The organism is Stenotrophomonas sp. KH_036_B (assembly GCF_057839485.1).
In genome coordinates this window covers 558,094-570,844 of sequence record NZ_CM174491.1, presented here as the reverse complement: position 1 = coordinate 570,844, position 12,751 = coordinate 558,094, and the positions used below count along the sequence as shown (strand labels likewise).

General features: G+C 60.8%; 15 protein-coding genes. 9 read left to right on the top strand and 6 right to left on the bottom strand.

The genetic code is table 11. The features are described 5' to 3' along the window. Positions 1 to 15: 15 nt before the first annotated feature. The 3 genes from AC3ITN_RS02535 to AC3ITN_RS02525 all read right to left on the bottom strand — a co-directional run bounded on the left by AC3ITN_RS02535 (position 16) and on the right by AC3ITN_RS02525 (position 2,467). On the bottom strand, positions 16 to 966 hold the full coding sequence (locus tag AC3ITN_RS02535; protein ID WP_489391975.1) for an XVIPCD domain-containing protein: 951 nt from the start codon (positions 964 to 966) through the stop codon (positions 16 to 18). Positions 967 to 969: 3 nt separating this feature from the next. Then, positions 970 to 1,623 carry a hypothetical protein gene (locus tag AC3ITN_RS02530; protein ID WP_489391974.1) on the bottom strand — a complete coding sequence of 218 codons (654 nt, stop codon included), beginning with the start codon at positions 1,621 to 1,623 and terminating at the stop codon, positions 970 to 972. Positions 1,624 to 2,119: 496 nt separating this feature from the next. After that, complete coding sequence (locus AC3ITN_RS02525) at positions 2,120 to 2,467, bottom strand: winged helix-turn-helix transcriptional regulator (protein ID WP_489391973.1); 348 nt, start codon at positions 2,465 to 2,467, stop codon at positions 2,120 to 2,122. 107 nt (positions 2,468 to 2,574) lie between these two features. Here AC3ITN_RS02525 and acuI point away from each other — a divergent pair, with 107 nt between their 5' ends. From acuI to AC3ITN_RS02510, 3 genes are all read left to right on the top strand, one after another. After that, a complete protein-coding gene (acuI, locus tag AC3ITN_RS02520; RefSeq protein WP_489392862.1) occupies positions 2,575 to 3,564 on the top strand; it encodes an acrylyl-CoA reductase (NADPH) in 990 nt (329 codons plus the stop codon). Between the two features lie 132 nt (positions 3,565 to 3,696). Continuing rightward, positions 3,697 to 4,677, top strand: coding sequence for a hypothetical protein (locus tag AC3ITN_RS02515; protein WP_489391972.1), 981 nt, complete (start codon positions 3,697 to 3,699; stop codon positions 4,675 to 4,677). Next, positions 4,656 to 5,423, top strand: a complete 768-nt coding sequence (locus AC3ITN_RS02510) for a hypothetical protein (RefSeq protein ID WP_489391971.1) — start codon at positions 4,656 to 4,658, stop codon at positions 5,421 to 5,423. The genes AC3ITN_RS02515 and AC3ITN_RS02510 overlap by 22 nt, the downstream gene beginning before the upstream one ends. Positions 5,424 to 5,470: 47 nt before the next feature. Here AC3ITN_RS02510 and AC3ITN_RS02505 read toward each other — a convergent pair whose 3' ends face one another. Beyond that, a complete protein-coding gene (locus AC3ITN_RS02505; protein ID WP_489391970.1) occupies positions 5,471 to 6,613 on the bottom strand; it encodes a YncE family protein in 1,143 nt (380 codons plus the stop codon). A 255-nt stretch (positions 6,614 to 6,868) separates the two neighbouring features. On the opposite strand from AC3ITN_RS02505, the gene AC3ITN_RS02500 reads away from it, so the two are divergent. After that, entirely contained in the window at positions 6,869 to 7,084 is a 216-nt protein-coding gene (locus AC3ITN_RS02500; RefSeq protein ID WP_313347922.1) for a hypothetical protein, read from the top strand. A gap of 59 nt (positions 7,085 to 7,143) precedes the next feature. Here AC3ITN_RS02500 and AC3ITN_RS02495 read toward each other — a convergent pair whose 3' ends face one another. Both AC3ITN_RS02495 and AC3ITN_RS02490 read right to left on the bottom strand, forming a co-directional pair. Further along, positions 7,144 to 7,326, bottom strand: coding sequence for an antitoxin VbhA family protein (locus AC3ITN_RS02495; protein WP_313347921.1), 183 nt, complete (start codon positions 7,324 to 7,326; stop codon positions 7,144 to 7,146). A gap of 66 nt (positions 7,327 to 7,392) precedes the next feature. Continuing rightward, positions 7,393 to 7,755, bottom strand: a complete 363-nt coding sequence (locus AC3ITN_RS02490) for an XVIPCD domain-containing protein (protein ID WP_489391969.1) — start codon at positions 7,753 to 7,755, stop codon at positions 7,393 to 7,395. Positions 7,756 to 7,988: 233 nt separating this feature from the next. Here AC3ITN_RS02490 and AC3ITN_RS02485 point away from each other — a divergent pair, with 233 nt between their 5' ends. The 5 genes from AC3ITN_RS02485 (at position 7,989) to AC3ITN_RS02465 (ending at position 12,732) form a co-directional block, all read left to right on the top strand. Further along, positions 7,989 to 8,849, top strand: a complete 861-nt coding sequence (locus AC3ITN_RS02485) for a Smlt3025 familytype IV secretion system inhibitor (RefSeq protein ID WP_313347919.1) — start codon at positions 7,989 to 7,991, stop codon at positions 8,847 to 8,849. A gap of 25 nt (positions 8,850 to 8,874) precedes the next feature. Continuing rightward, entirely contained in the window at positions 8,875 to 10,203 is a 1,329-nt protein-coding gene (locus AC3ITN_RS02480; protein ID WP_489391968.1) for an XVIPCD domain-containing protein, read from the top strand. Between the two features lie 20 nt (positions 10,204 to 10,223). Continuing rightward, a complete protein-coding gene (locus AC3ITN_RS02475) occupies positions 10,224 to 10,721 on the top strand; it encodes a hypothetical protein (RefSeq protein ID WP_313347917.1) in 498 nt (165 codons plus the stop codon). 39 nt (positions 10,722 to 10,760) lie between these two features. Then, complete coding sequence (locus tag AC3ITN_RS02470) at positions 10,761 to 11,630, top strand: Smlt3025 familytype IV secretion system inhibitor (protein WP_489391967.1); 870 nt, start codon at positions 10,761 to 10,763, stop codon at positions 11,628 to 11,630. Positions 11,631 to 11,868: 238 nt separating this feature from the next. Then, on the top strand, positions 11,869 to 12,732 hold the full coding sequence (locus tag AC3ITN_RS02465) for a Smlt3025 familytype IV secretion system inhibitor (RefSeq protein WP_489391966.1): 864 nt from the start codon (positions 11,869 to 11,871) through the stop codon (positions 12,730 to 12,732). The last annotated feature ends 19 nt before the right edge of the window (positions 12,733 to 12,751 follow it).

Genomic DNA, 12,751 nt, shown 5'->3' with positions numbered 1-12,751 from the left:
TGACGCCGCTGGGCGTCACCCCATTCGGCGGGCGGTTGCCTCACGCTCCTGCGATTGCACCTGGTCGTTCTGCTGCTGCGCCAGCTGGCTGTTGTTCGTCAGCTGCTCACCGCGTTCCATCGATACCTCAACTGGCGTCTGCGCGGCCTGGGCAGTTGCCATCGTCGCGCGCAGATGCCCCGGGTCGCCGCGCTCGCCCTGCACCACGAAGATGTTTTCGGCGGCGGGCGATTGCGCGGTGCGCTCGCTGAGCATCACGTGGTCAACGCGCGACAGGCCGTTTTCCTTGGCCAGCACGAACAGGCTGGCGCTGACGCGTTCGCTGGTTGGGTCAAACGTGCGCCCATTGGCGGCGTCCAGTTCTGCGACCTTGCCGCGAATCTGGGCCATCATCGGGTCGCCTTCCACACCTTCGTACGGTCCGTTTTCAGAGATCCACTTCTGAAAGTTTGTTTGCTTGGGCATCGGGTTTTCGTGTTCGGTGTTCAGCTTGCTCCCGGGAACTGGAGCGGGAATCTTCTTGATTTCCTGCTTGTTTTCCAGAGGTCTTACAGCACCCTCGTAGTCTTTATCCTGACCCGACTTGGACTGACGGTGCAACCCGGCATGGTTCAGCGCACCCCAAGTGAAGTCGATGCAGCTGTTGTTGAAGCCACCGTATTGCATGTTGAATCCATGCTTGGCAGGGTCTTTTCCAAATTCAATGATCCGATCGAACTGATCCTTCGTGATCTCCATCTTCCGTGCATAGAAGGGCTTTATGTAGTCTGCCTCGTCCAGGCCCGTTACAGCTCCCGGCCCGCTCGTAGCGCCATGTTTGATTGGCGCGAACCCGAGGCTCTGCGAGAAGATCCCATGCTCGACCGACAAGTACATATGGCCTGCGGCCGATGTACCACCCCGGGCTAGCGGTGTGCCGGGGGCAGCTACGTAAACGGTGACGGTATAGGGTGCGTCCTTGCCCATGAATCATTTCGCCTTTTTGAAGTAAGCAACAAGCAACTCAGCTTTGTCGCCCTGGAACTCGGGGTGATCCGCCGAAACTTCAATGCTCAAGCGGTAGTGCCCTGGCTGGATATTCTCTGCAGATGCGAGTTGAAGGACGTCATAGAACAGAGTGGCGTCGAGAAGTCCGGCATCTTCTAGTAACGATGTATCAACGCTGGTCGTGGTTAGACCTGGCACGCTACCGTCTACAGGAACCGTGACTCGATCACGCAGGTCTGGCGTATTCCTCATCAGAGGCACCATTGTGACGGCGCCTTCTTCGATGCGGAGCAGTCGTACGTTGGCCGCCATTTTTGCTTCGACCAACCTCATGGAAAGCGCAGTTCCAGACGCTGCGTCCGGCCTGGTCAGTCGCAAACCCAGCATGAGGTGGGGCACCGCATTTGGCCCGGGCGGCGGGACTTCAAACTCAAGGTTGATCACCTCGCCCGCCTTGTCCAACGCAATCGGTCGAGTAAGAGGAACTACAGTCCGCATCTGAGCGCTCTCCTTGTTGACCTCCAAGCTGGGTTGCGCGGTCTCTGCTCCGCGACTGCACCCGGCCAGGGCCGCTATCGCGATCACGCACGCAGCACCCAACACAATTGATCTATAGGCCTTCTGCATCATGGTCACGTCTGTTCCTGATACGGGCGATCGTAGCGCGTGCGTAGTGTGGCGGAACCTGCACCTTCGACAAATAGGAAAAGTCCTACCTGCGCGCCGGCTAGGCAGGTGTCTCCGCTTCACCATTGCCAGACTCAGCGGGGCCCGTCTCGCACAACACGACGTCCCATAGGTCGTCGAGGGCGTCAGGCGTTCCCTCGTCAGAAGTGCTTTCAGCGGTCGGCACGCCCCAGGCCGTATCCGACCGCGCGAGATTACATGGCGGGTGCGTCCAACGCGCCTCAGTTTCAACTACAACACTGCCTGGTTCGAGCGGAAGGCGTGGAGCGCGCCAGCCAGGCTGCACGAGGTCGTACCACAGGTCCAGCGACGGCGGGTAGGTTGTGTCTGCGTTTGCAAGCGCGGGCAGCAGCAACATTGCCACAACCGCCGCTGCACGCATTGAATGGATGTTGAGCAAGACGCACTCCTTGTTGGTGGCACATGTTCCCGACGTTGGAATTCCTCAACCCGCCTCTGCCTGCTCCCGGTTCTTCCGCTTGTAGGCACTCCCCCAATCACGCATCGCCAGCAACACGGGCACCAGCGTCTGCCCAAGCTCCGAAAGCCGGTACTCCACCTTCGGCGGGACCTCGGGGTACACGTGCCGCACCACCACGCCGTCGGCCTCCAGCTCGCGGAGCTGGCTGGTCAACATCGATTGCGTGGCATTGGGGATCAGCCGGGTCAGCTCCATGAAGCGCTTGGTGCCGGACACCAGGTAGAACAGGATCACCGGCTTCCACGTGCCACCCATGACCGAAAGCGTAGCCTCCACACTGCAGCCGGTTTTGCCATATACGCGCCGAGCCATTACGGGATACTCCTGAAAACCATAGTACCTATGGAAAAGCATAGTTCTTTTGGCAACCACGGCACGACCATAGCATGCAGCTCATGTTCCCCGAGGTGATCAACGCCATGAAATTCAATGCCCTGCTGGCCAGCAAAGAAGACGGCCAGGTCTCCACCAAGCTCGTGAGCTTTGACGACGCCGATCTGCACGACGGCGATGTAGTGGTGCAGGTGGACTACTCCACCCTGAACTACAAAGACTCGCTGGCGATGACCAACCGCTCGCCGATCATCCGCAACTTCCCGATGATTCCCGGCATCGACTTGGCTGGCACCGTGGTGGAATCCAGCCATGCCGAGTTCCGCACCGGCGACCGCGTGGTGCTCAACGGCTACGGCCTCAGCCAGACCCACCACGGCGGCCTGGCCCAGCGCGCGCGCGTTCCCGGCGGGTGGCTGGTGAAGCTGCCCGACAGCATCAGCAGCAAAGACGCCATGGCCATCGGCACTGCCGGTTATACCGCCATGCTGTGCGTGCTGGCGCTCGAACACGGTGGCGTGAAGCCCGAGCACGGCGACATCCTGGTGACCGGCGCGAACGGCGGCGTGGGCTCCATCGCGGTGGCGATTCTGTCCAAGCTGGGCTACCGCGTGGTGGCGTCGACCGGAAGGCCGGAACACGCGCAGTATCTGAAGGATCTGGGCGCCGCAGAACTCATCGACCGCACCACGCTGGCCGCGCCCCGCACCCGCGGGCTCGACGCCGAGCGCTGGGCGGGCGTGGTGGATGTGGCCGGCAGCCACACGCTGGCCAATGCACTGGCGCAGACGAAGTATCGAGGCGTGGTGGCCGCCGCCGGGCTTGCACAGGGCGATGACCTGACCACCTCGGTACTGCCTTTCATCCTGCGCAACGTGACGCTGGCAGGTATCGATTCCGTGCAGGCGCCCCGCAGCGTGCGCATTGAAGCGTGGAAGCGGCTTGCGACCGATCTGGATCTGGGCAAGCTGGCGAGCACCGTCGAAGTGATTGGCCTGAAGGACGTGCTGGAAGTGTTCCCGGCATTCCTGGAAGGCAAGGTGCGTGGGCGGTTGGTGGTGGATGTGAATGCCTGACCCGACCTAATGCCCTGGCCCAAACTTCGGCATCCAATTGATTAAAAAGAACTTTATTGGCCTATAGCACCACTTTGCACTGTAACACTAAACGGTGTTACAGTGCATTTTCATGGTATTAGGCACACGCTCATGGCTTCATTGCTGCCAAGCGCACAGCACTACCTCGCAGGCCTGCTTCCTGGGATTGTTTCATCCGCCGCACCGTGGCAGTCCACTGCGCTGCCTTACTTACTGCGCGATGCCTTCGAGCTTGCCGAGCTGAAGTTGCACGGGCACCCGGTGATCCTGGCTGCGACCAAAGAGACTACGTCTCAGCAGACGCTGCGCAAAATGCTGCACCGGCTGCAGAACATTGCAGGTTGCAGGGTGCTGTACGTGGCGCCCCACTTGAGCGCATACGAGCGTAAGCGGCTGCTTGCAGAACGCGTGGAGTTTGTCGTGCCCGGGAGCCAGCTGTTCGCCCCCAGCCTCGCCATGGACCTGCGCGAGAACACCAGCTCCTCCGCCCCACTCACTGAAGTCCTGGCACTCCTCCCTGCCACACAAGCAGTGCTTCTGACACTGCTGCTCAAGAGCAACGGCGCGATGCCGACGTTGGCCGTTGCGCGAAGCCTGGGGTATTCGCCGATGACCGCGAGCCGTGCCAATCGCGAACTGGAGGCTGCAGGCCTGGCCACTGTCAATCGGATCGGCTCCAAATCCACGCTCACTCTGGCTGATACCCGTCAGGAAATCTGGGAACGGGCCAGGCCGCTCATGCGCACCCCCGTTACCAAGTCGCTGCATGTCATCGGTCCCAAGGACCGGCTGAAACTGGCGGGCGAGACCGCGCTAGCCGAACTCACTCTTCTGACCCATCCATCGGAAAGTGTCTTTGCAATTGGACCAAACGATTGGCGCACAAGGCAGTCCGAATTCACCATCAGTCCTGAGGCGGATACCAACACCTTCATGCTACAGATCTGGAGCTATCACCCGTGGCTTCTGGACGACGAGGCCACGGTGGATCCGCTGTCGCTGATCCTCAGCCTGCAGAACGAAACGGATGAGCGCGTGCAGATCACGCTTGAAGCGCTGGAGAACACCACGTGGCAGAAGTTAAAGGACTAACGCTTTTCCGCGACAGGTTCGCGAACCACAAGGAAAAGTACATTCTCATTGGTGGCTGTGCGCTCCACGCCGTGTTGACCGAGGCTGACCTCAGTCCACGTGCCACCAAAGATCTGGACATCGTGTTGGTGGTTGAAGCAATTGATGCTTCCTTCGTGTCCCTGTTCTGGCAGTTCGTGGAAGAAGGCGGGTACGTGCTAAGGCAAGTCAGCCAGGATGAGCAACGCAACTTCTACCGTTTCCAGAAGCCGGCCGATCCTGAATTCCCAGCAATGCTGGAGCTCTTCAGTCGAGAGCCCGCACTGCGCACACCTATCGCCCCTGGCGCCCACCTCACACCCATCCCGGTTGGTGAGGATGTTGAGAGCCTCTCCGCCATCCTCCTGGATGCCGACTACTACGCGTTCATCCTCGCCGCGCGCCGTGACCTGATGGGCATGCCGTACATCGGCGAGGGTTGCCTGATCGCGCTGAAGGCACTTGCGTGGCTTGAGATGCGGGAACGCAAGGCAATGGGTGCGGAAATTGACAGCAAGCACATCCGAAAGCACCTCATGGATGTTCTGTCACTTGCTCAGGTGCTAACGCCTGAGAGTCGATTTGAGGTCAGCTTGCGCATCGCCAGTGACATCGCGCGATTCACTGACGAGGCACGCATCGAAAAGCCCGACATCTCCCGCTTTGGGCGCTCCATGACGCTGGAAGGAATGCTGCAGCGCATACAGGCCGCGTTTTCTGCTCCGTAGCGAGAGCAGTACCCAGCCGCTCATGCGACTGGGCACTACCGGATTCCTTACAGCGCAATCCGCGCCACAGACTCCTCACTACCCTTTTCGTCCTTGTCACCATTCTTGATGGTCACGTACAGGACGTTCTTCTTCGCATCCAGCGCCAGGCTGTTCGGGTGGGTCGGCACATCATAGCTGCCCACCTTCTTGTAGCTCTCACTGTCATACGCAGTCACCGTGCCCGCCTCGCGGTTGGTCACGTACAGGCGCTTGCGCGGTGCGTCCAGCAGCAGTCCCAGCGGGCCGGCATCCGTGGCGATGCTGGCCAGTTCCTTGCCGGTGGTGGGGTCCAGCACCAGCACGCGCTGGCCCGGGTGCTTGGAGGCGAAGCCCGGAATGCTGTTGCCCTGGTACTTGCGGATCATTTCCAGGCCCTGGTCGGTCACGAACAGGCGCTTGCCGCTCGGGTCCAGTGCCAGGTTCATCGGCTGCTCGGCGCTGACCTTGAAGCGCTGCTCCACCTTGCCGCTCTCGGTGCCAACGGTGACCACTTCGCCCAGCAGGTTGGAGGTGAGCACGCGCTTGTTGGCCGCATCCAGCGTGAGGCCCGGTGCCTTGGCGTTGCCCAGGCCCGGAATGGTGTTGATGAGTTTGAGCGACTGCGTGTCCACCACGAACAGCACGCTACCTTCGCCGGAGTGACCGGTGACGTACAGGCGGTTGTTCGGGGAATCGACCACCAGCTCGCGCAGGTCGTGGGTGTAGCCGGCCTTGCCGTCCTTGCCCACCTTCTTTTCCATCAGCTGCACGATGCCCACGGCCTTGTTGGAGGCGGTGTCGACCACGGTCACCGAGGTGTCCACGGTGTTGCCCACATACAGGCGGTTGTGGGCGTCGTCGAGCACCACGCCGAACGCCTTGCGCTCCAGCGGGATCTTGGCTTCAACGGCCAGCGAATCGGGATTGAGGCGCAGCACCTGGGCCGGGCCGGCCGCGTCGCCGAAGCCGCCCGATGAGGCCACGAACAGCGCGTTCTGGGTGGGGCTGAAGGCCAGCTCATACAGGCCCTGCGCAACGGCGGTGCGTTGGACGGCCGTGGCGGCTGCGGTGGTGCCGGCCTTGTCGGCGGCGAAGGCGGACGGGGCGCCGAGGGTCAGGCTGACGGCCAGCGCCAGGGCGGCCGAACGGAACAGGGAACGAGGGTGCATGCGAGCGTCCTTGTGAGAGGCATAGGAAAGGATCCTGGCTCGCGTGGCCGCTGGAAGGCGGCCAACCACACAGTCGAACGACGTGGGAAGGCTGGCTGGCCCTGACATGTTAACAGGAGCGGGTTCGCGAGATCGGCCACAGCTATGGAGGGCGGTGAAACGAGAGGTTTCCCGCGATCTGAGGCCTTGGTACGCCTGCGTCCCATGCTGTGAGACGCCTCTGCGCGATCCTGCCCTCCGCTTCGGAGGATCCACATGAACAAGATCGACACTGAATGGCTGGAAGAGTTCGACCAGGCCATGCTTGGCCTGTTTGCCATCAACCACAGCGACGCCGGCATGGATGAGCAGCTGCTGGTGAGCTACTACGACCTGGAGCCGCGTGAGGCGGCGTTGGCGTTTGGCAATGACTACGATCTGGATCGGGCCGATCCGTTGTGGCCGCCGGCGGGGCTGGCGTTGAACAGCTGAGCCGCCAGCAGGAGCAGGAGCCAAGGGCCGGGCGGCAGAGCGCGGCTATGATCGGACAGTCAAACTCGCTCTGTAGCGACCAGCTCTTCCAGACTGATTGCACCGATCGCAAACATGCGCGCCAGCTCTTCGGCCTCGTTGCTGACAGCGAGGCCCTCTAACGCTAGTGACGCCGCAGCGAACCGTACCGCGTCGACCCGCCTTGCCTGGCTGATGTCATCAAAGTTCTGTCCAGATTCCATGTGGTCTCGCATGAGCTATGAAACGAACTGAGGAGGCTGGGAGGTGCGTAGACAAGCCATAGCGGTCTATTCTGTGTCGCTGCTGGGTGCCTGCGCGGCTGCGTCGAGCTGCTCCAGCAATTCTTCAGGGCGGGGCTGCACCGCAAGCACGGTGCGCATGCCGGCGCGCAGGTGGCCGGGGTTGTCCAGCTCGCCCTGCACCACGAATACGTTGTGCGCGCCGGGCTGGTCTGCGGTGGGGTCGCTCAGCACTACGTGGTCCACGCGCTTCAGGCCATAGTCCTTGGCCAGTGCCAACAGGCTGCCGGTGAGGCGCTCGCTGGTCTTGTCGTAGGTGCGGCCGTGGGCTTTGTCGAGCGCGACCACTTCGCGGCGAATCTGCTGGTAGAGCGCCAGATCGGCGGTGTCAGCTCCGTTGTGTTCCTTCACGTTCCAAAGTCCTCCCGAGACTCGTATCGGTTTGCTGTGCCTGCCGAACCGCTTGGGCTCCAGATTATCACGGGCACTTCCGCATACGGGCTGGATGCGTCACGCCTCGCCGCGTGGGCCTTACCCGGCGGACGCGCTCGGTGTGGCCGCCCGCTGGCCGCAGTGACCCGGTTCCTGTCCCGTTGCCAAGACTTTGCCTATAGTTGACCCCAATCAATGCAATGGAATGGCCCATGAGCGTGTTGTCATCCGGCCGGTGCCTGACAGTTGCACTCGCCGTCGCCCTGAGCGCCAGCGCATGTGCACGGACGCCGCCTACGGAACAGGAAGGGAAATCGAACATGTCGGAAGCAACTGAAACCGGTCGTACCATCAATGGGCATACCTACACCAATGCACCAGTAGAGGTGAAGCTGGGGCCGAATACCTTCCGGATTCCGGCGAACTACTTCGACAGCCAGATTGGCCCCTTCGACGAGGGCATGGACCTTAAGCTGGAATGGCCGGGCATGACGCCCACGGCGCCTGGGGCTCGAGCTGCACCGAGAACCAATGACTTCTTCCGCGAGATCGCGATTTCTGTTGACTACATCGACCGGCTTCCGATCGAGGGGGCCATGGCCAGGCGCGTGACCAACAACGGTCACACCACCGAAGGTTCGCTTGAGCGTCAGGATCCCTCTGCTCGACTGGATCTCAGGGTGGCGCAGCCCGAACGCATGGGACTCACGCCTTATGCAATCGATGAGGAACTGCGCGTGGCATACGCGCACGCGCAGGAAGCGAAGACAGGGCGCCCGTTCCCGCGGAACCTTTCGTTCGAGCCTGACTGGTACATCGCGCGCTCGGAGAATGGCGACATAGCCACATTCATCAGGTGCGACAACGCGGCATATCGGGAAGATGGTGTTGTACTGGAAGGCGAACAGGCGACGCCGGTGGAGGGCGCTGTCTCAGCGCTGTGTACGCACTACTTTGTTGATGTAGAGAACAGCCTTTCCATCACGCTGAGTTACAAACGCGTATTCCTGAAAGACTGGAAGCGCATTGAGGACGCCGTTCGCGGCATTTTGACCCGCTACAAGGTCAAGTGAGCCGCGGAACTACAGGGAGCCGTAGATGAGTGGATTGACCAATCAAGACGTCAAGGTCCTGGAGAGCTATGTCCGGGCCGGGAACCGAGAGCTTTACTGGAACTATCTCTCGCAGTTGCCAGGAGCGGATGGCTATGGAACGCTGGCACTTGGCGTAGTACGCAATGACAGCCTTCCGGGAGCCGTCGCCAACAGCTATGCGCAGAGCTACGCCAGGGAGCAACACGACAACGGGTCGCGCTTTCCAAATGCGACGCTGTCAGAGCGTCAGTGGGACAGTTTTGGGCAAACGTTGCTCGAGCAGGATCTTCAGCGCCGCCAGTTCTGGATGGACGAGCTCAGGCCCGACCTGGCACTGAACCTTCCTGGCAGAGATGTAATGAAGGCGCACGATCTCGCATTCGAAGCCCACCACCTCGACCCGAATTGCTGGACCCCGCGCGTTCTCCTGCAGGCTGCCCGTGAGAACAGCGGCCCAGAGAAGGTCGAGCAGATCTGGAAGAACATGCTCGACAACGAGAACTGGGGCCTCAATCGCGCAGGGAAGACCGGGCTGGATGCCGTTGCGGAAATGGGGCGGTGGGAAGGCGGCAAGTACGTCGTCAAGCTCACTGCGCTGGAGGTTACGACATTTGCCGAATCCCGCGCTGCTGTTGATCCAAACTTGGTCGGCGCCAAGAGCTTCTACTCCACGTACTCCGAGCAGGGCAAGAAGTGGTTCAACGTGGGTGTAAGCGACGGCCACGTTTACTTGAGGGAAGAAACCAATCCTGATCGGATTTCCGAACTGAACGATACCCGCAAATTACGGCTCGAGCGCCAGGAAAAGGCCACGCAGTTCCACGAGGAAGACCCTTACCGGACAATCACTCCAAGCCCGAAGACCGCATCTATTGACGGGGTCAATGGCGAGAGGCAGGCGCCCACCCGACTGGCCGATATCGGCCCAGGCCATCCCGAGTACGCGTTGCTCCAGCAGGTCAGGGAAGGTGTCGCCGCCATCGACGCCAAGCACGGCCGCGCCGCTGACGAGAACAGCGAGCGCCTGACCGCCAGCGTGATGGCACTGACCCGCCAGAACGGATTGGACCGTGCGGACCACGTGCTGCTTAGTGCGCAGACCACCGACAGCGCTTCCGGGCGCAATGTATTCGTGGTGCAGGGCGACCTGGCCGACCCGGCGCACCGACGGGCCTCCATGCCGACGGACGTGGCCGTTCAAACCCCGGTGGAACAATCGCTGCAGCGCCTGGACGTTGCCGGGCAGGAAATGCGGGCGTTGGCTATGCAAACTGAGCAGCTCAGCCAGCAGGACCAGCGCGAGGTTGAGGCACGCAGCGTGCGGGTGGGTTGATTTGCTTGGAAGGAAAACCAATGACCAGTATTTCGCAGCAAGAGCCACGCTCCGCCATCGAGAACGAGAGCGGCGTCAGAATCCTGCTTTCCAGATTGCAGGGCGCGTTGCCGGACGGTGGTGATCCGGCCGAGTACCAGTACGTGTTCCTTCGTGGCAGCGAGAGGGTCGGCTTTCTTGGTCTCAGAGGCGGTAAAGATCGCTTTCAGTTTGAGCCGCGGCGGGAGTGGGCGTACTCCCTGGACATGACCCGTGAAGTGACACTGAAGTCCATGCTGAAACAGAAGCCCGTGTTCATGAGTGCAGACGGCGACTTCGAATTTCTTTGCTCTCTCGCGTACGGTCTTCTCTTCTCTGCCAACGAAGGCGGATCGTCCCATGACGATGTGCGTCACCTCGCAATTACTACGCTCAACGCTATAAGCGGTGTCGGCATTCTTTCCGTCCCCCCCGAAGTCGTTTCGCCCAATGGCACAGTCGTCCTGGCAGAGATATTCATCCCCGGGACCGCCAACTGACAAGGACGGCGCCCCCTGCCAATAGCATTGGAATCGCTCATGAATGCAATGTCGTCGCCTTCCGGATGCTGCCTGACAGTTGCACTCGCCGTCGCCCTGAGCGCCAGCGCCTGTGCAAAGGCGCCGCCTACGGAACAGGAAGGAAAATCGAAGCTGTCGGACGCAACTGAAACCGGTCGCACCATCAATGGGCACACCTACACCAATGCACCGGTAGAGGTGAAGCTGGGGCCGAATACGTTCCGGATTCCGGCCAACTACCTGGACAGCCAGATTGCGCCGTGGCCTGGTGAGGGCGTGAGTCTGGTGATCGAATGGCCGGATATGAAGCCGACGCCGCCAGGAGCGCGAGCCAACCCGCGCACCAATGATTTCCGCAAGGAAATCCGCGTATTGATCGACTACATCGACAGGGTCCCGATCAGAGATCTGTTGGGGCGGTATGTGACCAACGATTCCATCACAGAGGAAGGCTGGATTGAGCGCCGGGATCCATCAGTCCGCCTGGATCTACGCGTTGCCCAGCCAGACCGGCTAGGCCTGACCCCCTACGCCATCAACGAATCGTTGATGGAGGACTATGCGCGTGCGTATGAGGCCAAGTACGGCCACCCACATCCACGCAACCCTGCCTTCGAAGACGCCTGGTACGTTGCGCGGGCGCCGGATGGTGCGATCACTACCTTCATCAAATGCGACAGCGCCAAGTACTCAGCCGACGGCCTTGAGATCGAGGGTAACGATATCGTTGATGCAGAAGGCGAAACCGTTGCAAGCTGCAAACATTACATAGTGGACATCGTGAACAGCCTTTCCATCAGCCTCAACTACAACCGCGTGTTCCTCAAGGATTGGAAAGCCATGGAGTACGCCACGCGCGACGTGCTAAGCCGGTCACTAGTCAACTGAGCTCCCTGCGGATGGGTAAAGTGTCGAGAGGGCGTGCCCGCTTCGCACTGGCTCTTAAGACAGCACCATTCTGGGCGCGTCGTATGTGTGTACCTTCGGCTATGTGTCCGCAGCAAGCTGGATGCGTCACGTCGTAGTGAATCCGCCGCCCTTCATCCATCGGCCATCTCCCCGTAGTCCTGTCCTGTTCCGCGGACTTTGCCTATAGTTGACCCCAACCAATGCAATGGAATGGCCCATGAGCGTGATGTCATCCGGCCGGTGCCTGACAGTTGCACTTGCCGTCGCCCTGAGCGCCAGCGCATGTGCACGGACGCCGCCTACGGAACAGGAAGGGAAATCGAACATGTCGGAACCAGCTGAAACCGGTCGTACCATCAATGGGCACACCTATACCAATGCACCGGTAGAGGTGAAGCTGGGGCCGAATACCTTCCGGATTCCGGCGAACTATCTGGACAGCCAGATTGCGCCGTGGCCGGGTGACGGTGTCAGCTTGGTGATCGAATGGCCGGATATGAAGCCGACTCCGCCGGGAGCGCGAGCGAATCCGCGCACCAATGATTTCCGCAAAGAGATCTCTGTACTCATCGACTACATTGATCGGGCTCCCATTGAGACTTCGCTGGAGCGCCTTTCGTCCAACAATGCGGTCACGGAGGAGAGTTCCGTAGAACGTAGAAACCCCAAAGACCGTCTCGACCTTCGTGTTGCCCAGCCCGAGCACATGGGACTCATCCCCTACGCCATCGACCAGAACCTGATGGATGCCTACTCGCGGGACTATGAAGTCCGCTACGGCCGGCCTTACACGCGCAATCCCGCATACCAGGACGACTGGTACATCGCCCGTGGCGCGGGTGGAGAGCTCACCACGTTCATCAAGTGCGACAACACCGCCTTCCGCAAGGATGGCGTTCGCCTTGAGGGTGACCAGGTCATCAGCATACCGAAGGAGGTCGCAGCGAGCTGCGATCACTACATGTCCGATGTTGCGAACAGCCTGTCCATCAGGCTGAGCTATAAGCGCGCGTTCCTCAAGGATTGGAAGGCCATGGAAGCGTCTGTCCGGAATGTGCTTGCCCGCTACAAGGTCAAGTAATCCCTGCTATTACAGGAGT

Excerpts from the sequence above, each read along its gene's own strand:
- AC3ITN_RS02470 (WP_489391967.1), top strand. The coding sequence starts at position 10,761 with ATGAATGCAATGTCGTCGCCTTCCGGATGCTGCCTGACAGTTGCACTC.
- AC3ITN_RS02515 (WP_489391972.1), top strand. The coding sequence starts at position 3,697 with ATGGCTTCATTGCTGCCAAGCGCACAGCACTACCTCGCAGGCCTGCTT.
- AC3ITN_RS02495 (WP_313347921.1), bottom strand. The coding sequence starts at position 7,326 with ATGGAATCTGGACAGAACTTTGATGACATCAGCCAGGCAAGGCGGGTC.
- AC3ITN_RS02485 (WP_313347919.1), top strand. The coding sequence starts at position 7,989 with ATGAGCGTGTTGTCATCCGGCCGGTGCCTGACAGTTGCACTCGCCGTC.
- acuI (WP_489392862.1), top strand. The coding sequence starts at position 2,575 with ATGAAATTCAATGCCCTGCTGGCCAGCAAAGAAGACGGCCAGGTCTCC.
- AC3ITN_RS02465 (WP_489391966.1), top strand. The coding sequence starts at position 11,869 with ATGAGCGTGATGTCATCCGGCCGGTGCCTGACAGTTGCACTTGCCGTC.
- AC3ITN_RS02480 (WP_489391968.1), top strand. The coding sequence starts at position 8,875 with ATGAGTGGATTGACCAATCAAGACGTCAAGGTCCTGGAGAGCTATGTC.
- AC3ITN_RS02500 (WP_313347922.1), top strand. The coding sequence starts at position 6,869 with ATGAACAAGATCGACACTGAATGGCTGGAAGAGTTCGACCAGGCCATG.
- AC3ITN_RS02475 (WP_313347917.1), top strand. The coding sequence starts at position 10,224 with ATGACCAGTATTTCGCAGCAAGAGCCACGCTCCGCCATCGAGAACGAG.
- AC3ITN_RS02505 (WP_489391970.1), bottom strand. The coding sequence starts at position 6,613 with ATGCACCCTCGTTCCCTGTTCCGTTCGGCCGCCCTGGCGCTGGCCGTC.
- AC3ITN_RS02525 (WP_489391973.1), bottom strand. The coding sequence starts at position 2,467 with ATGGCTCGGCGCGTATATGGCAAAACCGGCTGCAGTGTGGAGGCTACG.
- AC3ITN_RS02535 (WP_489391975.1), bottom strand. The coding sequence starts at position 966 with ATGGGCAAGGACGCACCCTATACCGTCACCGTTTACGTAGCTGCCCCC.